Annotated in this window: 15 protein-coding genes and 2 pseudogenes; 12 read left to right on the top strand and 5 right to left on the bottom strand. The window is 37.5% G+C overall.

Going from position 1 to position 20,503, the window contains the following annotated elements:
- The first annotated feature begins 110 nt into the window (after nt 1–110).
- The 8 genes from pyrB to pyrE are packed head-to-tail and all read left to right on the top strand — an operon-like array spanning nt 111 to nt 9,624.
- The gene (gene pyrB / locus AC1DMU_RS00915; protein WP_088064303.1) at nt 111–1,025 is read left to right on the top strand and encodes an aspartate carbamoyltransferase; all 915 of its coding nucleotides are present in this window, start codon (nt 111–113) and stop codon (nt 1,023–1,025) included.
- Complete coding sequence (gene pyrC / locus AC1DMU_RS00910; RefSeq protein ID WP_001108374.1) at nt 1,009–2,295, top strand: dihydroorotase; 1,287 nt, start codon at nt 1,009–1,011, stop codon at nt 2,293–2,295. Before pyrB ends, pyrC begins: the two co-directional genes overlap by 17 nt.
- A complete protein-coding gene (locus AC1DMU_RS00905) occupies nt 2,292–3,389 on the top strand; it encodes a carbamoyl phosphate synthase small subunit (RefSeq protein ID WP_000828668.1) in 1,098 nt (365 codons plus the stop codon). Before pyrC ends, AC1DMU_RS00905 begins: the two co-directional genes overlap by 4 nt.
- Nucleotides 3,374–6,592, top strand: coding sequence for a carbamoyl-phosphate synthase large subunit (carB, locus tag AC1DMU_RS00900; RefSeq protein ID WP_088064302.1), 3,219 nt, complete (start codon nt 3,374–3,376; stop codon nt 6,590–6,592). The genes AC1DMU_RS00905 and carB overlap by 16 nt, the downstream gene beginning before the upstream one ends.
- Nucleotides 6,589–7,368: a dihydroorotate oxidase B electron transfer subunit gene (gene pyrK, locus AC1DMU_RS00895; RefSeq protein ID WP_000983346.1), complete on the top strand. Its 780-nt coding sequence runs from the start codon at nt 6,589–6,591 to the stop codon at nt 7,366–7,368. Before carB ends, pyrK begins: the two co-directional genes overlap by 4 nt.
- Nucleotides 7,365–8,294 (top strand): dihydroorotate oxidase B catalytic subunit, encoded by a 930-nt coding sequence (gene pyrD / locus AC1DMU_RS00890; RefSeq protein ID WP_001081053.1) that lies wholly within the window; start codon nt 7,365–7,367, stop codon nt 8,292–8,294. Before pyrK ends, pyrD begins: the two co-directional genes overlap by 4 nt.
- A complete protein-coding gene (gene pyrF, locus AC1DMU_RS00885; RefSeq protein WP_088064301.1) occupies nt 8,279–8,995 on the top strand; it encodes an orotidine-5'-phosphate decarboxylase in 717 nt (238 codons plus the stop codon). The genes pyrD and pyrF overlap by 16 nt, the downstream gene beginning before the upstream one ends.
- The gene (gene pyrE, locus AC1DMU_RS00880; protein WP_000711449.1) at nt 8,992–9,624 is read left to right on the top strand and encodes an orotate phosphoribosyltransferase; all 633 of its coding nucleotides are present in this window, start codon (nt 8,992–8,994) and stop codon (nt 9,622–9,624) included. The genes pyrF and pyrE overlap by 4 nt, the downstream gene beginning before the upstream one ends.
- A 39-nt stretch (nt 9,625–9,663) precedes the next feature.
- Here pyrE and AC1DMU_RS00875 read toward each other — a convergent pair.
- The 3 genes and pseudogenes from AC1DMU_RS00875 to AC1DMU_RS00865 all read right to left on the bottom strand — a co-directional run bounded on the left by AC1DMU_RS00875 (nt 9,664) and on the right by AC1DMU_RS00865 (nt 12,170).
- A pseudogene (locus tag AC1DMU_RS00875) lies at nt 9,664–10,340 on the bottom strand (HAD family hydrolase).
- A gap of 22 nt (nt 10,341–10,362) precedes the next feature.
- Nucleotides 10,363–10,617 carry a YbeF family protein gene (locus tag AC1DMU_RS00870; protein WP_001003934.1) on the bottom strand — a complete coding sequence of 85 codons (255 nt, stop codon included), beginning with the start codon at nt 10,615–10,617 and terminating at the stop codon, nt 10,363–10,365.
- 167 nt (nt 10,618–10,784) lie between these two features.
- Nucleotides 10,785–12,170 carry a hypothetical protein gene (locus tag AC1DMU_RS00865; protein WP_088064300.1) on the bottom strand — a complete coding sequence of 462 codons (1,386 nt, stop codon included), beginning with the start codon at nt 12,168–12,170 and terminating at the stop codon, nt 10,785–10,787.
- 166 nt (nt 12,171–12,336) lie between these two features.
- Here AC1DMU_RS00865 and AC1DMU_RS00860 point away from each other — a divergent pair, with 166 nt between their 5' ends.
- Together AC1DMU_RS00860 and AC1DMU_RS00855 are read left to right on the top strand one after the other, a co-directional pair.
- Complete coding sequence (locus AC1DMU_RS00860; protein ID WP_088064299.1) at nt 12,337–12,702, top strand: YoqO family protein; 366 nt, start codon at nt 12,337–12,339, stop codon at nt 12,700–12,702.
- A gap of 24 nt (nt 12,703–12,726) precedes the next feature.
- Nucleotides 12,727–13,036, top strand: a pseudogene (locus AC1DMU_RS00855) (YoqO family protein).
- Between the two features lie 42 nt (nt 13,037–13,078).
- Here AC1DMU_RS00855 and AC1DMU_RS00850 read toward each other — a convergent pair.
- Nucleotides 13,079–14,149: a M24 family metallopeptidase gene (locus AC1DMU_RS00850; RefSeq protein ID WP_088064298.1), complete on the bottom strand. Its 1,071-nt coding sequence runs from the start codon at nt 14,147–14,149 to the stop codon at nt 13,079–13,081.
- A gap of 543 nt (nt 14,150–14,692) precedes the next feature.
- On the opposite strand from AC1DMU_RS00850, the gene AC1DMU_RS00845 reads away from it, so the two are divergent.
- Nucleotides 14,693–15,856 (top strand): lysozyme inhibitor LprI family protein, encoded by a 1,164-nt coding sequence (locus AC1DMU_RS00845; protein ID WP_088064297.1) that lies wholly within the window; start codon nt 14,693–14,695, stop codon nt 15,854–15,856.
- A gap of 49 nt (nt 15,857–15,905) precedes the next feature.
- On the opposite strand, the gene AC1DMU_RS00840 is transcribed toward AC1DMU_RS00845, so the two are convergent.
- A complete protein-coding gene (locus tag AC1DMU_RS00840; protein ID WP_088064296.1) occupies nt 15,906–17,615 on the bottom strand; it encodes an Rqc2 family fibronectin-binding protein in 1,710 nt (569 codons plus the stop codon).
- A gap of 105 nt (nt 17,616–17,720) precedes the next feature.
- Between AC1DMU_RS00840 and AC1DMU_RS00835 the strand changes: the two genes are divergently transcribed.
- A complete protein-coding gene (locus AC1DMU_RS00835; protein ID WP_215558949.1) occupies nt 17,721–20,444 on the top strand; it encodes a calcium-translocating P-type ATPase, SERCA-type in 2,724 nt (907 codons plus the stop codon).
- Nucleotides 20,445–20,503: the final 59 nt, after the last annotated feature.

The following is a 20,503-nucleotide window of genomic DNA, read 5'->3' as shown; positions in this document are numbered from 1 at the left end:
GTGGCTTCTTCCTTGCACCCTAGTCTCAAATGACTAGGGTATTTTTATGCAAAAGTTGTTATAAAAATACAAAAGTGGTAACATAAAAATCAGAAAGATGAGGGATGACGATGAGCCATTTGTTAACGATGAGTGAATTATCGGAAGTAGAAATTTCAGAAATCCTAAAAGACTCAGAAGATTTCGCGAATGGAAAAGAGAGCAAAACGACAGAGCAAACTTTTGTTGCGAACTTGTTCTTTGAGAATAGTACGAGAACGAGATTTAGCTTTGAAGTTGCCGAGAAGAGATTAGGACTTGAAGTTTTAAACTTTTCAGCGGATGCATCAAGCGTACAAAAAGGAGAAACTTTATACGATACGATAAGAACACTGGAATCAATCGGAACAAAAGCGGTGATCGTCCGCCATGAGCAAGATCGCTACTTCGATGAACTAAAAGAACAGGTAAATATCCCAATCTTAAACGCTGGAGATGGATGTGGAAACCATCCAACGCAGTGCCTACTCGATCTTCTTACAATTAAACAAGAGTTTGGAAGATTTGAAGGATTAAAGATTGCGATAGTAGGAGATATTCGTCATAGCCGAGTAGCACGTTCTAATGCAGAAGCATTAACGAAACTGGGTGCAACAATTTACTTTGCAAGTCCAGAAGAGTGGAAAGATGAAGACAGCACGTTTGGAACATACAAACCATTAGATGAACTTGTTCCAGAAGTGGATGTAATGATGTTACTTCGTGTACAACATGAGCGTCATGATCATTATGAAACAGACATTATGAAAGAGTATCATGAGAAACACGGATTAACAGTGGAAAGAGAAAAGCGTATGAAAGAAGGAAGCATTATTATGCATCCAGCTCCTGTAAACCGTGATGTTGAAATTGCAAGTGAACTTGTTGAGTGTGAGCGTTCACGCATATTTAAACAAATGGAAAATGGAGTTTACGTAAGAATGGCTGTACTAAAACGCGCCTTACCAAATGTATTAGGAGGAATGAAACATGAATTACTTGTTTAAAAATGGTCGTTATATGAATGAAGAAGGAAAAATCGTAGCAACAGATCTTCTCGTACAAGACGGTAAAATCGCTAAGGTAGCAGAAAATATTACGGCAGATAATGCTGAAGTAATCGATGTGAACGGAAAGTTAATCGCACCTGGATTAGTAGATGTACACGTACATCTTCGTGAACCAGGTGGTGAACATAAAGAAACAATTGAAACAGGTACACTAGCAGCGGCAAAAGGTGGGTTCACTACAATTTGTGCAATGCCAAATACACGCCCAGTACCAGATTGCAGAGAACATATGGAAGACTTGCAAAATCGTATTAAAGAAAAAGCGCATGTCAACGTACTACCATACGGAGCAATTACAGTACGCCAAGCTGGTTCTGAAATGACAGATTTCGAAACATTAAAAGAACTTGGAGCATTTGCTTTCACTGATGACGGTGTAGGCGTACAAGATGCTAGCATGATGTTAGCTGCTATGAAGCGTGCAGCGAAATTAAATATGGCAGTAGTTGCGCATTGTGAAGAGAATACTCTTATTAATAAAGGTTGTGTACATGAAGGGAAGTTTTCTGAGAAACACGGATTAAACGGTATCCCATCAGTATGTGAATCTGTACATATTGCAAGGGATATACTGCTTGCTGAAGCGGCAGATTGTCACTATCACGTATGTCACGTAAGTACGAAAGGTTCTGTACGCGTAATTCGAGATGCGAAACGCGCTGGAATTAAAGTAACAGCAGAAGTAACACCTCATCACTTAGTGTTATGTGAAGATGATATCCCATCAGCTGATCCTAACTTTAAAATGAACCCGCCGCTTCGTGGAAAAGAAGATCACGCAGCACTAATTGAAGGTTTATTAGATGGAACAATTGATATGATCGCAACTGATCATGCACCGCATACAGCGGAAGAGAAAGCGCAAGGAATTGAAAGAGCACCATTCGGAATTACTGGTTTTGAAACAGCATTCCCACTTCTATACACAAACCTTGTGAAAAAAGGAATTATTACATTAGAGCAGTTAATTCAATTCTTAACAGAAAAACCAGCTGATACATTCGGCTTAGAAGCAGGTCGCCTGAAAGAAGGTAGAACAGCTGATATTACAATCATTGATTTAGAACAAGAAGAAGAGATTGACCCAACAACATTCTTATCAAAAGGAAAAAATACACCATTCGCAGGTTGGAAATGCCAAGGATGGCCGGTAATGACAATCGTTGGTGGTAAGATCGCATGGCAAAAGGAGAGTGCATTAGTATGAAAAGACAACTTATCTTAGAAGATGGAACAGTATTAATTGGAAAAGGTTTCGGAGGAGAAATCGAAAAGTCAGGTGAGGTTGTATTTACAACAGGAATGACTGGATATCAAGAAACATTATCTGATCCATCATATTGCGGTCAAATCGTAACATTCACGTACCCATTAATCGGAAACTACGGCATCAACCGTGACGATTTTGAATCAATTCACCCATCTGTAAATGGTTTAATCGTAAACGAAATTTGTGATCATCCATCAAACTTCCGTAATGAAATTTCGTTAAATGATTACTTAAAAGAAAGAAATATCCCAGGGTTAGCAGGAATTGATACAAGAAAATTAACGAGAAAAATTCGTCAATACGGTACATTACGTGGACGTCTATGTAACATGGATGCAGATGTAGAATACATCGTGAGCCAATTAAAAGCGACAGTATTTACAGATCACGTGAAACGCGTATCAACGAAAGATCCATACCCAAGCCCAGGCCGTGGACACCGAGTTGTACTTGTAGACTTCGGAATGAAACATGGTATTTTACGAGAATTAAATAAACGTGACTGTGATGTAATTGTAGTACCTTACAATACAACAGCAGAAGAAATTTTACGTCTTAGCCCAGATGGAATTATGTTAAGTAACGGACCTGGAGATCCAAAAGATGTACCAGAAGCAATTGAAATGTTAAAAGACATTATCGGTAAAGTTCCTTTATTCGGAATTTGCTTAGGACATCAACTATTCGCTCTAGCATCTGGTGCGAATACAAGTAAGTTAAAATTCGGTCACCGTGGTTTAAACCATCCGGTAAAACATCTTGCAACTGGAAAAGTAGCAATTACATCTCAAAATCATGGTTACGCAGTAGAAGAAGAATCAGTTAAAAATACAGAACTTGAAATTACACATGTTGCTTTAAATGATGGAACAGTAGAAGGTCTTCGTCATACGAAGTTCCCAGCATTTACAGTGCAATACCATCCAGAAGCTTCTGCAGGGCCAGAAGATGCAAACGATTTGTTCGAAGATTTCTTAGCAATGATTGAAAACTTCAAGAAAGAAGGGGAAGAGTTATGCCAAAACGCCTAGACATTAACACAATTTTAGTAATCGGATCAGGACCAATTGTAATTGGGCAAGCAGCAGAGTTTGACTACTCTGGTACACAAGCTTGTCAATCTCTTAGAGAAGAAGGTTACAAAGTAATCCTTGTTAACTCTAACCCAGCAACAATTATGACAGATACTGCAACGGCAGATAAAGTATATATAGAACCATTAACACTAGAATTCGTAAGCCGTATCATTCGTAAAGAACGTCCAGATGCAATCTTACCAACATTAGGTGGTCAAACAGGCCTGAATATGGCTGTTGAACTTGCGAAATCAGGCATACTTGAAGAGTGCGGAGTTGAAATTTTAGGAACAAAATTGTCAGCAATCGAGCAAGCGGAGGATCGTGATTTATTCCGTACCTTAATGCAGGAATTAAATGAACCAATTCCATCTAGTACCATTATTCATACGCTAGAAGAAGCACATGAATTTGTAAAAGAAATTGGATATCCAGTTATTGTTCGCCCAGCATTTACAATGGGGGGAACAGGTGGCGGAATCTGTAGTAATGAAGAAGAACTAATTGAAATCGTATCAGGTGGATTAAAACATAGTCCGGTAACACAATGTTTATTAGAAAAGAGCATTGCTGGTTGTAAGGAAATTGAATATGAAGTAATGCGTGATTCAAATGATAACGCGATTGTAGTATGTAACATGGAAAATATCGATCCAGTTGGGGTTCACACAGGTGATTCTATCGTTGTAGCACCGAGCCAAACATTAAGTGACCGTGAATATCAAATGTTACGAAACACTTCATTACGAATTATTCGTGCATTAGGAATTGAAGGTGGATGTAACGTTCAGCTTGCACTTGATCCACATAGCTTCCAATATTATGTAATCGAAGTAAACCCGCGTGTAAGTCGTTCATCTGCACTAGCATCTAAAGCAACTGGATATCCAATTGCGAAGCTAGCGGCAAAAATTGCAGTCGGTTTAACATTAGATGAAATTATAAATCCAGTAACACAAAAAACATATGCTTGTTTCGAACCAGCATTAGACTATGTTGTTTCAAAAATTCCACGCTGGCCATTTGATAAGTTTGAATCAGCAAACAGAACACTGGGTACACAAATGAAGGCAACTGGTGAAGTTATGTCAATCGGACGTAACTTAGAGCAATCATTATTAAAAGCGATTCGTTCTTTAGAACTTGGTGTTTATCACTTAGAGTTAGAGCATTTAAAAGAGCTTGATAAAGAGACAATGAAAAAACGCATTATAAAAGCTGATGATGAGCGACTGTTTATTGTAGCAGAAGCAATTCGTCAAGGTGTAACGAAAGAAGAAATCAACAATTGGTGTGAAATGGACTTCTTCTTCTTACAAAAAGTTGAAAATATCGTAAACATGGAACGCGAAGTAAAAGCAAATGTAGGAAATATGGAAGTATTACAATCAGCGAAGGAAATGGGCTTCAGTGACCATTACATCGCCAATGCTTGGAACAAAACAGAGCGTGAAATTTACGATATGCGTAAAGAAAGCAACATAACTCCTGTTTATAAAATGGTAGATACTTGTGCGGCAGAGTTTGAATCTGCAACACCATACTACTACAGCACATATGGTGACGAGAATGAATCAGTTAGAACAGATCGTAAGAGTGTAGTAGTTCTAGGATCTGGTCCAATCCGTATCGGTCAAGGTGTTGAGTTTGACTATGCAACAGTTCACTCTGTATGGGCAATTAAAGAAGCGGGATATGAGGCAATCATTGTTAATAACAATCCAGAAACAGTTTCAACAGACTTCAGTATTTCTGACAAATTATACTTTGAACCATTAACAATCGAAGATGTAATGCACATTATCGATTTAGAAAAACCAGAAGGTGTTATCGTCCAATTCGGTGGACAAACGGCAATTAACTTAGCTGCTAAATTAGAGGCTCACGGTGTGAAAATCTTAGGAACATCACTTGAAGATTTAGACCGTGCAGAAGATCGTGATAAGTTTGAAGCAGCTCTAACACAACTTGGTATTCCGCAACCAGTTGGTAAAACAGCAACGACTGTAGAGCAAGCGGTAGCAATCGCTGACAAAATTGGTTACCCAGTATTAGTAAGACCATCTTACGTACTAGGTGGACGCGCGATGGAAATCGTATATCGTCAAGAAGAACTGCTGCACTACATGAAAAATGCGGTTAAAGTTCACGCAGATCACCCAGTATTAATCGATCGTTACATGGTTGGTAAAGAAATTGAAGTAGATGCAATTTCAGACGGTAAGAATGTATTCATTCCAGGTATTATGGAACATATTGAACGCGCTGGAGTTCACTCTGGTGACTCAATCGGAGTATATCCACCGCAAAGCTTATCTGCAAAACTGAAAGAACAAATTATTGAACATACAATTGCACTTGGAAAAGGTTTAAACATTGTTGGATTACTAAACATTCAGTTTGTAGTATTCAAAGATGAAGTGTATGTAATTGAAGTAAATCCACGTGCGAGTCGTACAGTACCATTCTTAAGTAAAATTACAGGCGTACCGATGGCGAATGTTGCAACGAAAGTTATTTTAGGTCAAGATCTTGTAGAACAAGGATATGGAACTGGTTATCACCCAGAAGAGAAAGAAGTGTATGTAAAAGCACCGGTATTCTCATTTGCGAAGCTACGTTCAGTTGATACAACATTAGGACCTGAAATGAAATCAACAGGGGAAGTAATGGGTAAAGACTTAACACTTGAAAAAGCATTATACAAAGGGTTAGTTGCTTCAGGAATTAACATCCCAACGCACGGATCAGTAATCATCACTGTAGCGGATAAAGATAAAGAAGAAGCAATGGAAATTGCAAAACGTTTCCACGAAATCGGTTATAACTTATTAGCAACAGCTGGAACAGCACAATCGTTAGCAGAGCAAAACATTCCAGTGCAAGTTGTAAATAAAATTGATTCTGAAGAATACAACTTACTTGATATTATCCGTCAAGGAAAAGCACAGTTTGTAATCAATACATTAACAAAAGGCAAACAACCAGCGCGTGATGGTTTCCGCATTCGCCGTGAATCAGTAGAAAATGGTGTGGCTTGCTTAACATCACTTGATACAACGAGAGCAATCTTACGAGTACTAGAATCTATGACATTCTCAGCTCATTCAATGAAAGAAATTACGCAAACGAAGCGTCACGAGGTGGTACATGCATGATGCAAAAGCAAAATATGATCGTCGTTAACCAAAAAGAAATCGCAAAAAACATTTACGAATTAGTGCTTCAAGGGGATCTAGTGCAGCAAATGAACGATCCAGGGCAGTTTGTACACATTAAGGTAGCAGAGGGCATTACGCCCCTTCTGCGCCGTCCAATTAGTATTTGTAATGTCGATCAAGACAAGAACGAATTTACAATGCTATATCGTGCGGAAGGACAAGGAACAAAAACATTAGCGAAAAGAAAACAAGGCGAACTTGTAGATGTGTTAGGACCACTTGGACATGGTTTTCCTGTAGAAGAAGCGGAAGCTGGACAAACGGCTCTATTAGTTGGAGGGGGAATTGGTGTACCACCACTATATGAATTGTCACAGCGTCTTGTAGCAAAGGGAGTACGCGTTATTCACATCTTAGGTTTCCAAACGAAAGATGTTGTCTTCTATGAAGAGAAATTCGCAGAGCTTGGTGATACGTATGTTGCAACAGTTGATGGTACGCATGGTACAGAAGGCTTTGTAACAGATGTAATTGATAGCTATGGAATTGACTTTGACATTCTATACTCATGTGGACCTTTAGCGATGCTTCGTGCATTAGAAGGACGCTATAAAGAGAGAAAAGCCTACATTTCATTAGAAGAGCGTATGGGCTGTGGCATTGGAGCATGTTTCGCATGTGTATGTCATTTACAAGCAGATCCGAGTGGACATTCTTACAAGAAGGTGTGTAGCGACGGACCAGTATTTCCAATCGGGGAGGTTGTACTATGAACAGATTGCAAGTTGAATTACCAGGGTTATCATTAAAAAATCCAATCATCCCAGCATCTGGTTGCTTCGGATTTGGTCGTGAGTATGCACAGTTCTATGATTTAAGTGTACTTGGATCAATTATGATTAAAGCGACAACAGAACAGCCTCGTTACGGAAACCCAACGCCTCGTGTTGCGGAAACACCAGGCGGAATGCTAAATGCAATCGGGCTTCAAAATCCTGGATTAGAAAAGGTAATGAATTCTGAATTACCTTTTCTCGAGCAATTTGATCTTCCGATTATTGCGAATGTTGCTGGCTCACAAGCTGAGGATTATGTAGCAGTTGCGAAAGAAATTTCAAAGGCACCTAATGTTCATGCGCTAGAATTAAATATTTCTTGTCCAAACGTAAAAACGGGTGGTATCGCTTTTGGTACGAATCCTGAAATTGCTGCTGATTTAACGAAGCGAGTAAAAGAGGTTTCTGAAGTACCGGTATATGTGAAATTGTCACCGAACGTGGCAAACATTGTGGAGATTGCAAAAGCAATTGAAAATGCGGGTGCGGACGGTTTAACGATGATTAATACATTGCTTGGTATGCGTCTAGATTTAAAAACAGCTAAACCAATTTTAGCAAACCGTACAGGCGGATTATCAGGTCCTGCGATTAAGCCAGTAGCAATTCGTATGGTACATGAAGTAAGCCAAGCGGTTAACATTCCGATTATCGGAATGGGTGGTATTGAAACTGCGGAAGATGTAATTGAATTCTTCTATGCTGGCGCAAGCGCGGTTGCAGTTGGAACAGCGAACTTTATCGATCCGTTCGTATGTCCGACAATTATTGAAGAATTACCAGCATTACTAGATGAATTAGGATTTGATCACATTTCGGAATGTCAAGGAAGGAGCTGGAAGCAAACATGTCACAGTCGTTAATCGTTGCACTAGATTTTCCAGGGAAACAAGATGTAGAACAATTCTTACACCACTTTGAAGGGGAAGAGTTATTTGTCAAAGTGGGTATGGAGTTATTTTACAAAGAAGGCCCTGCGATTATTACGTACTTAAAAGAAAAAGGGCATAAGATCTTCCTAGATTTAAAACTTCATGATATTCCGAATACAGTAAAAAGCGCTATGCGTAGCCTAGCTAGTCTAGATGTTGATATGGTAAATGTTCATGCTGCTGGGGGAAGCAGTATGATGAAAGCTGCGATTGAGGGATTAGAGGAAGGTAAGCAAGAAGGAAAAGAGAGACCGATTTGTATTGCAGTTACACAACTAACAAGCACTTCGGAAGCTATGATGAAAAAAGAGATTGGCATTGAGAAAACGTTAGAAGAAGCGGTTGCTCATTATGCAAAACTAACGAAAGAAAGTGGACTTGATGGTGTTGTTTGTTCAACACTTGAAGTTCCGAAATTACGTGAAGTATGCGGAAATGAATTTGTAACAGTAACACCGGGGATTCGTCTTGCAAGCGATGATGTAAATGACCAGGTGCGCGTAGCAACACCGAAACGTGCGAGGGAACTTGACTCAAGCTACATCGTAGTTGGACGTAGTATTACAAAAGCGGAAAATCCGCTTGAAGCGTATAAAATAGTAAAACAACAGTGGGAAGGTGTAACAGTATGAAAAAAGAAATCGCATCGCATTTATTAGAAATTGGAGCAGTATTTTTACAACCGAATGATCCATTCACTTGGTCTTCAGGTATGAAATCACCAATTTATTGTGATAATCGTTTAACTTTATCTTATCCAAAAGTACGTCAAGCGATTGCAGCTGGATTAGAAGAGTTAATTAAAGAGCACTTCCCAACTGTAGAAGTTATTGCAGGAACAGCAACTGCTGGTATTGCGCACGCTGCATGGGTAAGCGATCGTATGGATTTACCAATGTGCTACGTACGTAGTAAAGCAAAAGGTCACGGTAAAGGGAACCAAATTGAAGGAAAAGCTGAAAAAGGTCAAAAAGTAGTAGTAGTAGAAGACTTAATTTCAACTGGCGGTAGTGCAATTACATGTGTAGAAGCACTTCGCGAAGCTGGATGTGAAGTATTAGGAATCGTATCAATCTTCACATACGAGCTAGAAGCAGGAAAAGAAAAACTAGAAGCAGCTAACGTAGCATCATACTCTTTAAGCGACTACAGTGCATTAACTGAAGTAGCAGCAGAAAAAGGTATGATCGGACAAGCTGAAACGAAAAAATTACAAGAGTGGCGTAAAAATCCAGCAAACGAAGCTTGGATCACAGCGTAACACGAAAAAGACGACCGCGGGGGAACGCGGTCGTCTTTTTTATATTATTGTTAAAACTTCATGTAAAGAACAGATAGTAGGAACATCAAACTTGAGTTGCAAGTTATCCCGATTTAACCATATCCCATGCATTCCAGCTGCTGTACTACTAATTGCATCTGTTTCTAATCGATCGCCAATATAATAGCAATCTTTCATTTCAAGATTTGATTGTAATACAGTTCTTTGAAAAATTTTAGGGTCTGGTTTCGATATCCCAATTTCACTAGAAGTAAATATGTATTTGAAATATTGTAGAATGTTTAGAGTAGTTAACTTTTCGACTTGTTGCTCATATTCACCATTACTAATGATACCTAATGAGTGCCCTTTTTCCTGCAAGGTCTGTAATGTATAGTTTACATCTTCAAACGCGGCCAGTTGTTCTTATATAGTTCTATATATTGATTGAATTTATGCTGAGATTCCTCGGGAGATAAGTTTACTCCATATGCTTTAAATAAATGATACATTCGCATACTTTGTTGTTCTTGAAAAGATAATTCTTTGGATAAAAATTTGTTGAAATATTCTTCTGATAATTCATGCCAGACTTTCGTTGCCTCTAATTCATTGCCTGAAAAAATAGTATTATATATTTGAAAAAAATCTATAATACCATTTCTTTCAGCGGCCTCATAATCAAGTAAAGTTCCATCAATATCAAAGAAAACCATATTCCTGTCTCCTTGCTAACAACTATTTAGCATTTTCCGCAACTTCATATCCTCTTACAAACAATAGCGTCATATAAGAAACAATAAATGAGAAAATGCTATACATGCCAACCCAAAAGAAAAATTTTGGAGTAAAGGCGATAACACCTATTATTAAAAAACTAGCAAACGTTACAATCGGCATTACGTAATACGTTTTCGTCTTGCGCGTTCCAATAACAGAAACGATAAAGATAAGTAATGGACAAATTAATAAGACGAAAATCAATTCATTCATAGTTATGTCCCCTTTTCTAATGGAAGTAATCTGTTTCTCGTAAACGTTTTGGAATAAATACTCTCTTAATATAATTTCGCTAACATATACATAACTCCTTTTGAAAGCCAGTAATTCATGATGAATTTTACAATAAAAAAACATAAGCAAGAGAACACTTGCTTATGTTATAGGATAAACATCGCAACGATTGTGGTGACAATTAAGCCAATCACAACCGGTAAAAAATTTCGTCTTGCAAGTTCAAATGGATCCACTTTACAAATGGCAGCGGCAGGAATAAGCGCCCAAGGAATTAAAGTCCCGCCTCCGGTCCAGATTGCAGCAATTTGCCCGAGTGCTGTTAATGTAGCTGTTCCATGCCCAAGTGCTGTTCCGAAAAGATTGGCAATTGAACCAGCAAGTGATATACCGGAAAAACCAGACCCATCTAAGCCTGTTATGACACCAACGATAGTTAATGTTCCCGCCGATACATATTGGTTTAAAGGAACAGTTTGAGATAAGGCGATCCCTAAGTCGTTAATGATTCCATGTGAACCTTTCGGTAAATAGTCTCCGATAATTTTTACAAAACCGCTATCTCCTAAATAAAAGAGTGCAGCAATTGGAATAACTGGGCCGAAAATTTTAAATCCAAATTGGAGCCCTTCTATAAAATAATCGGTCGTTTTATTCAGTCCATTTCCTTTGTAAGCGATGAGGGAAATAATGATAATCATAATAACAGTCGTCCCGCCGATAAGTGCAGTTGCGTCGCTTCCTTGTAGTTTAAATTGAATCATGCAAAGGATATCGATGGCATATACGATCGGAATACAAATAGCGAGCCATTTTTTTGTCCGAGGAGATAATGAAGTGAGCGTTTTAGAAGACTCAGTTGATGGGATAGATTCTTGTATAGATAAGCCTGTATGGAATTCTTTTCGTAAGAAGAAAAATGCGACGGAAGTTGTCACAATACCCATAACGATAACGAGGGGAACACTGGCAGAAACAACGCTGGAAACAGGAAAACCAGCAGCATCCGCTGTTAATTTCGGTGCACCTTGAATAACGAAGTCACCAGATAAGGCGATGCCGTGTCCGAACAAGTTCATAGCAATGGCAACTCCAATTGGTGGAAGGCCGACGCGTACAGCGACGGGTAATAAAATAGCTCCCATTAAAGCGACAGCTGGAGAAGGCCAAAAGAAGAAAGAAATTGTCATCATTAAAAGGCCGATAATCCAGTAGGCGAGGGTAGGGGTACGAATCATCTTTGTAAATGGTGAAATCATCGTATCATTTATGCCAGTATGAACGAGTAGATTGCTCATTGATACGATAATGGAGATGATTAATATAGTTGGTAATAGTTCAGTAATAGCGTAAATGAAACTTTGAAAAATACCGCTAACGGCAAGAGGGATAGAACTTGTAGCGGTTAATGCTAATAAAAAGATAAAAACGATACAAATAATCGTCGTATCTTTCCGGAGAATAAAAAAAGTAATAATAGTGAGTAAACAAAGAATATAGAGAGCATGCAACAGCGTTAATTCAACTCCCATAACATTCACATCCTTTAGGCATTCGTGTAGTTTATTGTATGAAAGCAGTAAAAGTATGTGAGTATAGGAAAAAGAAAAAAGTGAAATTTCATGTACTGTAATGGTAAGAAGTAGAAATGGATGTTACAATACAATTAATCCTAAAAATGGAATTTAAGGAGGGTTTATGCGCAAAAAAATTGGGTTTTGGGGATTCATCCTTTCTTGTAGTCTATTAATCATTTTGAATCTGTTTACAAGTAATGAATGGATCAGTATTATACCTGTTTTCGGGTTTGTATTTATACTTTTATATAACTGGGAAGATATGAAACAATATAGTAAGAAAAGTATCGGAATGATGATAGGTATCATTGTTATTTGCTCATTTTTCGTAGGGTTTATTTTAATAGAAGGGCAGAAGCAAATGGAGAAAATGTCTATTTTTCAAGAATGGATGTCTTCTGCAAAAGGTCTTTATCTTGTAATTGTCGTTGTTGTTTTTCTAAGAATTGTTATAAGCGTAGTAAGTTACATATTAAAGGAGAAGTAGAATGAGAAAATAGGTTATTATGGTGTGCTCGTTTGTTTACTATTATCAGTTGTTTCAGGGCATATGTATAGGAGTATTGATTTTTGCACCTATGTATCGCTGGAAAGAATGGAAGGCATATAGCCGAAAAAAGAAAATTGTTTTCAGCATCGAGTTTGTCATTGTAATAAGCACGATTCCATTTTTGTTATTGAAAGGAAATGAGATAATAGATGGAATTGTAATGTTTCAAGGCTGGTTATTTATTGCGAAATCGATATATTTAATATGCATTTTAATGTTGGTAGCGGTAGTCGCTAAAAAAGTAAATGAAAAGCTATTCGCTAATGAATAAAAGAAAATGCCACCTTATTCGGTGGCATTTTCTTCTATGATTTCAACAAGGGATAACAATTAGTTCCCGATTTGATTTTGTAATAACTTCATATCCGTCTTTTGTGATGACAATATCATCTTCAATTCTACAACCGCCCCAGTTTGGTATGTAAATACCAGGTTCAACGGTAACAACCATACCTTCTTCTAAAGTAGCCTTACTTTCTTGGGATAGACGAAGAGGTTCATGTATTTCTAATCCAAGACCATGACCAGTAGAGTGTCCAAAATATTGACCGTATCCATGTTCTGTAATGTAATCTCTCGTTATATCATCGATACTTTTCGCAGTTTCTCCAGGCTTAATTGCTTCAGTCCCACGTTTTAACGCTTCTCGTACAACATTGTATATCTTTTTGAATTCTTCGGATGGTTCTCCGATTGCTACAGTACGAGTTATATCGGAACAATATCCATCGTAAAGTGCACCGAAATCTAATGTAACAACGTCGCCTCGTTCGATTATTTTATTTGATGCAACTCCATGAGGAAGTGAAGAACGAACGCCAGAAGCTACAATGATTTGGAATGAAGAGGATGTAGCTCCTTTTTTTCTCATGAAAAATTCTAACTCATCTCGTACATCATTTTCACTTATTCCTGGTTTTAGAAACGTAAGGATGTGGTGAAATGCTTCGTCAGCAATATTAGCTGCGATTTTCATTGTTTCTATTTCAGGCATGTCTTTAATAATACGAATATTTTCGATGATTTCGCACACTTGAACCATTTCTACATGTACGTATTTTTGTAAGTTTTTATATTGTTGCAATGTCATGTTGTTCTCTTCAATTCCGAGTTTTTGAATGTTTAATTTTGATACTTGATTTGCAATTTCTTTTTCTAAATTTCCTTTATGCATAATAATTTCAGCATCTTTTATTTGTGATTTTGCTTGATCTACATAGCGAAAATCAGTTATAAAAACAGCTTTATCCGCAGAGATTAAGACGACGCCAGCACTACCTGTAAAGCCTGTTGCATATTGGCGATTTTCTTTTTTTGTAATAAGCAATCCGTCAATTTCATAATTTTGTAGTTGATTTTGGATTTTATTAATTTTTAAAGTCATGTTAATTCCCCCTATTCACAGTATTGAATAAAGCAAATAGCGTGCCAAAAAATATTGTTAGAGAAAAGATAACAGAAATTGCATATCTTTTAGGTAGGGAATTTATCCCGCTTTAATGGGCAGTAAGACCCACACCTCAAAATTCAGCGAAAGCAAAGGAGTTAGGTGGGGGATGAAGAAAACCCCCACTGATTAAAGTTTCACTTTATCCCGCTATTTATGGGTGGTGGGCTGCTCGTGAAATACAGATTATTTCAATTATCAGTGGGAGAATGAGAAAAATATCGATCACAATTTCAGTTTCTTTACAAGGTGTCAAAAATTTTATACAAATTCGAAAGAGCGCTGTCAATTTTTTTGACAATATGGAAGAAAAGGATAAGAGGTTTTTAGTATATATTTTGAAAGTATGTCCTTTGTTTCGTTCTGATATAAAATTTAATATATAAATAAACAACTGTTATTGATATAATAGGTAATTGTTGGATTTCTCTCGGAAATAGGGAAACGTAACGAATATGAAGGAATAAGGATTGTGAGTACATGAAGAAATTAAGTAAAGTAATATCATTTTGCTTGACTGCTAGTATGCTAGTTGTAACAGGTTGTGAAAAAGGTGAAAACAAAGTTCAAGTAAATGAAACGATTGAACAGCTTGATGAAGCGCCAGAAGTGAAAGAAAAAGAAGCGAAAAAGATTGTAAGAAAGAGTGTAGATGCAATAGCAAATGCATTTAGTGAGATGGAAAAAGAAAATGGATGGAGCCGAAATAATCCTGGAGATTTAGCTACAGCTAAAAAAGGCGTTGAGGGGCTAGTTTCAGATAAGTTTGTGGAGAAGGAGCTTCCAGGATTGCTTGATACATTTAATAGATCAAGGGAAACAGATATGTTACCATTTCCGATTCATATTGAGCCGGACGTGAGGACAACTTATTCACAGAAAAATGATGTCTTAAAGATTGAGACGCTTACTCTTGCAAATGATATGGGTAATGAAGCGGAGATGTGGGAATTTGTCTTAGTGTATACCGATGGAAAATGGTTAATGGATAGATGGTCATCAAATACGTCAGTAGATTTAAAGTTAACTAAAGAAGAAGCTAAAGAACTTCTTAGAGTACAAGGTTTCAAGAATGTCTCTTTCGTTAGAGAAGAGAATAGTGGAAATAAAAAATATATTTTTAAAGAAAGTAACGGAGTAGTTGCTGTCGACGCAAAAAACTCGGTTATTACTCACAATGTAGATGATGAAGAGCAAGAAAAGGTAACGAAAAAAGATTTTGTTCAAGAGCAAGAAACAGTTAAGGGGAATGATTCTAGTACGTCTACTAGTTCAAAAAAAGAAACTTCGTCAGCGGTGGGGAAAACTAAGGTTTTAAATGAGTTAGCAGCTCTAGAAAACCAAGAAAAACATACAAATGTTATGTCAACAAATGACATAGTAAATGAAATAGAAGGAAATTATCAACTGTGGGATAATAAACTAAATGAAATTTACAGCACATTAAAAAATACGATGTCAGCTGATGCGTTTCAGTCGTTGAAAAAGAAACAAGTTGCATGGGTTAAAGAAAAGGAAAGTAAGGTTAAAGCAATTGCTATGGATGAAAATAATGGAACGATGAAATATATTGAAGCAGCAGATGAAAAATACAAGATGACAAAAGAAAGATGTTATGAATTAGTGAATGGGTATATGAACTAGTGTGAACGAATGTAAAAAATGCGTTGCTTATAAGCAACGCATTTTTTATTTACGCTTTTAATTTCATTACAGTATCAGCATCAGGTGTTACATATACGGTTTGCTGATTGTCGTACGTAACAAAACCAAGTTTTGCACCACTCGGTTTTTTGACATGGCGTATTTTGGTGAAATCTACAGGAACAGAACTAGAATCTTTTGCTTTACTGAAATAGGCAGCGATTTTAGCAGCTTCTAACACGGTTTCTTCGGTAGGTTCAAGAGAACGAATGACAACATGAGACCCAGGGATATCTTTCGTATGTAACCAAATTTCATCACGACGGGCAAACTTCGTTGTTAAATAATCATTTTGCTTGTTGTTTTTACCGACGAAAATTTCTGTTCCGTCACTAGCTAAATATTTGTCTAATACCGGTTTAGTTGGTTTCTTCTTAGCATTTTTTGCTTTACGATTGCGCATATAACCTTCTTCAGCTAATTCCTCGCGAATTTCTTCAATATCTTTTGAAGAAGCAGCTTCCATTTGTTGAAGTAAGCTATCAAAATAAATAATTTCTTCATTTGTTTTTTCGATTTGTTCTTCTACAACAACAACTGAATTTTTCGCTTTTTGGTACTTTTGGAAATAGCGTTGCGCATTGTCAGATGGTGTTTTTAAAGGATCTAATGTAATTTTTACAGTTCCGCCATTTTCGTCGTAATAGTTAACGACTTCAATATCTTTATCACCTTTTTTCAAAGCGTACATATTGGCTGTAAGTAGTTCTCCGAATAGTTGATATTTATCTGCTTTTCCGGCATCTTGTAATGTTTTTTCTAGTTTAATGAGTTTCTTCTCATTTTTATTTTTTTCGTTTTGCATAAAGCGCTCTAAATCATAAGCTTGTTGTTTTACACGGTCGCGCTCTGCTTTTCCGAAAAAGAAACGGTCTAGCAATTCACTAACAGATGAGAATGTCTTGTCTTCTCCTTGCAAGTGTGCAAGAGGGAAAAGATAAAAGAATTCTTTCCCATTTGAAGTAGTCATTGTTGGTGAATATGTATGAGTTAGTAATGGTTTTTGTATGGAGAAAAATGCGTCCGCTAATGCTTTTTCATTTACCATACCTGCTTTTTTCACTACTTCTTTTGCGAATAACGGCGAAATTCCCGTGAAGGTGCCGACAAGCTGTTTATCCATATTTCCAGATAGAAAGTCTAGCGGTCTAATAAATGCATCATTTGTTTCAATCTGGAGTGGGTTAATTTTATGTTGTGCTGGTGGTGCAATGTACTCCGCTCCAGCATATACAGTTCGATGTCTGTTTACCGCTAAAGAAACGTGTTTTAAGCTATCTAAAATATTGTTTGTTTTTGTGTCTACTAAAATGATGTTACTATGTCGTCCCATTATTTCAATTACTAATGTTTTTAGCGATTCGTCACCAATTTCATTTCTGCTACGAACGGTAATTTGAATAATGCGCTCTAAATCAATTTGTTCAATTTTTTCAATGAACCCACCTTCTAAATGCTTACGAAGAAGCATACAAAACATTGGCGGAAGTGCAGGTGAATCGTAATTTTGATTTGTTAAGTGTAAACGTGCATATGTCGGATGAGCGGAAAGAATTAGTTTTTGATTTTTTCCGTTTGCTCGAATATGTAATAAAATCTCGTATTTTGAAGGTTGATATATTTTGGAAATTCTTCCTGTGTAAAGAGAATTTGCAATTTCATGTGTAATTGCTCTTGTAAATAATCCATCGAATGCCATAAATGAACACTCCTTTCTAACTAAAAGTTAATTATAGCATTTTTTTGGACGAGGCTGAATAAGCTTTCAATAGAGTATGTCTGGAATCAGGAGGTCGATAGCGGGATGAACTGGTATGGAATGCGCGCACACGAAGTGGAAGAAAGAACGAATACGAATGTGAAGGTTGGGCTTACAGAGAAGGAAGCAGAAGGGCGAATAAAAAAATTTGGTACAAATGAATTAGATGAAGCCAAAAGGCCTTCTGCACTGATGGTATTTTTGGCGCAGTTTAAAGATTTTATGGTACTTGTTTTATTTGGTGCAACAATAGTTTCAGCTTTTTTAGGTGAATACATTGATTCTATTGCGATTGTTGCGATTGTTATTATCAATGGTATTCTTGGCTTTTTTCAAGAAAGAAAGGCTGAAAAGTCACTGGAAGCTTTAAAAGAGCTAGCCGCCCCGCAAGTTACTGTAATGCGGAATGGAAATTGGGTAAAAGCACCGTCTAAAGCACTTGTTTTAGGTGATATCATTAAATTTTCTAGTGGTGATCGTATTGGGGCGGATGTACGTCTTGTTGAGGCATCAAGTTTATATATCGAAGAATCAGCTTTGACAGGAGAGTCAGTACCGGTGCAGAAGAAGGTAGAAGCTCTGCAGGGGCAAGATGTTTCAATTGGTGATCAAAAAAATATGGCTTTTATGGGTACGATGATTACACGAGGAGCTGGAACAGGGGTCGTTGTAGCAACTGGTATGAATACAGCGATGGGCCAAATTGCAAATATGTTACAAAATGCAGAGCAAATGGAAACACCACTGCAAAGAAGATTAGAGCAACTCGGGAAAATATTAATTATTGTGGCTCTTATTTTGACAGCGCTTGTCGTATTAGCCGGTGTGTATCAAGGGAATGAAGTGTATCATATGTTTTTAGCAGGCGTGTCGCTAGCTGTTGCTGCTATTCCTGAAGGATTACCAGCAATTGTTACAGTAGCTTTATCGCTTGGTGTACAGCGTATGATTAAAAAGAGAGCAATTGTAAGGAAGTTACCAGCGGTAGAAACGTTAGGATGCGCTTCTGTTATATGCTCTGATAAAACAGGAACAATGACGCAAAACAAAATGATGGTAACACATATGTGGTCAGGTGGGGAATTATGGAAAGTTACGGGTCAAGGATATGAACCTAATGGCTCTTTTTTGAAAGGTGAAAAAGAATGCGATCCAGCTAAAACAAAAGCACTGTATCAACTACTAACATTTGGTTCACTTTGTAATAACGCAAATATTATTCAAAAGAAAAAGGCGTATGTATTAGATGGAGATCCAACTGAGGGAGCACTTGTAGCTGCAGCAATGAAAGCGGGGATAACACGTGAGGCACTGAAAGGGAAATTTGAAATTATTCGTGAATTTCCATTCGATTCAACTCGAAAAATGATGAGTGTTATTGTGCGAGATAGAGAGGGGAAAAAGTTTCTTGTTACGAAGGGAGCACCAGATGTCCTCCTGCAAATGAGTCAAACGATTTTATGGGGGGATAAGCAACAACCGTTAAGTGAGTTGTATAGAAAAGAAGTACAGGCGGCTATTCATAGTTTAGGTAGTCAAGCGCTCCGAACAATTGCAATTGCATTTAAGCCATTAAAAGTAACAGATTCTATTGAACATGAAAGAGACGTTGAAAAAGATTTTATGTTGGTCGGGATACAGGGAATGATTGATCCGCCAAGACCAGAGGTAGAACAGGCTGTAAAAGAGTGCAGAGAAGCTGGTATTCGAACAGTGATGATTACAGGAGATCATAAAGTGACAGCAATGGCAATTGCGGAACAATTAGGGGTTTTACCACCTGGTGGACGTGTTGTTGAAGGAGTAGAACTCGCGAATATGGATGTAGAGGAACTAGAAAGTGTTGTAGAAGATACGTATGTATTTGCTCGAGTATCACCTGAACATAAATTGAAGATTGTTAAGGCGTTGCAAAATAAAGGGCATATAGTAGCGATGACAGGTGATGGAGTAAACGATGCTCCGGCTATAAAAACAGCGGATATTGGGATAGCGATGGGAATTACAGGGACAGACGTTGCGAAAGAAGCTTCTTCTCTTGTTTTGCTAGATGATAATTTTGCTACGATTAAATCAGCAATTAAAGAAGGTAGAAATATATACGAGAATATACGTAAGTTTATTCGTTATTTATTAGCATCGAACGTAGGAGAAATTTTAGTCATGTTATTTGCAATGTTACTTGCATTACCGCTGCCGATGGTTCCCATTCAAATTTTATGGGTGAACTTAGTGACTGACGGATTACCGGCGATGGCATTAGGATTGGATAAGGCGGAAGGAGACGTTATGAAGAGAACGCCGCGTCATCCGAAAGAAGGGGTATTTGCTAGAGGGCTTGCCTGGAAAATTATAAGCCGTGGCTTTCTAATTGGAGCAGTGACGTTAGTGGCGTTTATTATTGCATATAATCAACATCCAAATGAACTGAAATATGCACAAACTGTGGCGTTTGCGACGTTGGTACTTGCACAACTTATTCATGTATTTGATTGCCGGAGTGAACATTCTATCTTCCACCGTAATCCGTTTGGGAACGTGTATTTAGTAGGAGCGGTTATTATTTCTTTACTGTTAATGTTAGTGGTTATATATTATCCACCGCTACAACCGATCTTTAGTACAATGCCAATACAAGCGAGAGATTGGTTGTTAATTGGAGGTTTGTCATCAATTCCGACCTTCTTGTTAGTAGGTTCTTTATTAACAGGGAAAAAGGGGAAGAAGGAAAAGCCAGTATTATATAAGAAGGGATTAAACTTGAAATAGTCAATGATATGAAAATGTGATATAATTTACAGAAGGTAGTAGAGCCTTGTCTCTATTAC

The sequence above is a fragment of the Bacillus sp. 01N45 genome (assembly GCF_056399205.1).
The sequence above is the reverse complement of the archived record's forward strand: the minus strand, read 5'-3'. Positions and strand labels throughout refer to the sequence as shown.

Coding starts and splice junctions, on each gene's coding strand:
- pyrB (WP_088064303.1), top strand. CDS start 111: ATGAGCCATTTGTTAACGATGAGTGAATTATCGGAAGTAGAAATTTCA.
- pyrC (WP_001108374.1), top strand. CDS start 1,009: ATGAATTACTTGTTTAAAAATGGTCGTTATATGAATGAAGAAGGAAAA.
- AC1DMU_RS00905 (WP_000828668.1), top strand. CDS start 2,292: ATGAAAAGACAACTTATCTTAGAAGATGGAACAGTATTAATTGGAAAA.
- carB (WP_088064302.1), top strand. CDS start 3,374: ATGCCAAAACGCCTAGACATTAACACAATTTTAGTAATCGGATCAGGA.
- pyrK (WP_000983346.1), top strand. CDS start 6,589: ATGATGCAAAAGCAAAATATGATCGTCGTTAACCAAAAAGAAATCGCA.
- pyrD (WP_001081053.1), top strand. CDS start 7,365: ATGAACAGATTGCAAGTTGAATTACCAGGGTTATCATTAAAAAATCCA.
- pyrF (WP_088064301.1), top strand. CDS start 8,279: ATGTCACAGTCGTTAATCGTTGCACTAGATTTTCCAGGGAAACAAGAT.
- pyrE (WP_000711449.1), top strand. CDS start 8,992: ATGAAAAAAGAAATCGCATCGCATTTATTAGAAATTGGAGCAGTATTT.
- AC1DMU_RS00870 (WP_001003934.1), bottom strand. CDS start 10,617: ATGAATGAATTGATTTTCGTCTTATTAATTTGTCCATTACTTATCTTT.
- AC1DMU_RS00865 (WP_088064300.1), bottom strand. CDS start 12,170: ATGGGAGTTGAATTAACGCTGTTGCATGCTCTCTATATTCTTTGTTTA.
- AC1DMU_RS00860 (WP_088064299.1), top strand. CDS start 12,337: ATGCGCAAAAAAATTGGGTTTTGGGGATTCATCCTTTCTTGTAGTCTA.
- AC1DMU_RS00850 (WP_088064298.1), bottom strand. CDS start 14,149: ATGACTTTAAAAATTAATAAAATCCAAAATCAACTACAAAATTATGAA.
- AC1DMU_RS00845 (WP_088064297.1), top strand. CDS start 14,693: ATGAAGAAATTAAGTAAAGTAATATCATTTTGCTTGACTGCTAGTATG.
- AC1DMU_RS00840 (WP_088064296.1), bottom strand. CDS start 17,615: ATGGCATTCGATGGATTATTTACAAGAGCAATTACACATGAAATTGCA.
- AC1DMU_RS00835 (WP_215558949.1), top strand. CDS start 17,721: ATGAACTGGTATGGAATGCGCGCACACGAAGTGGAAGAAAGAACGAAT.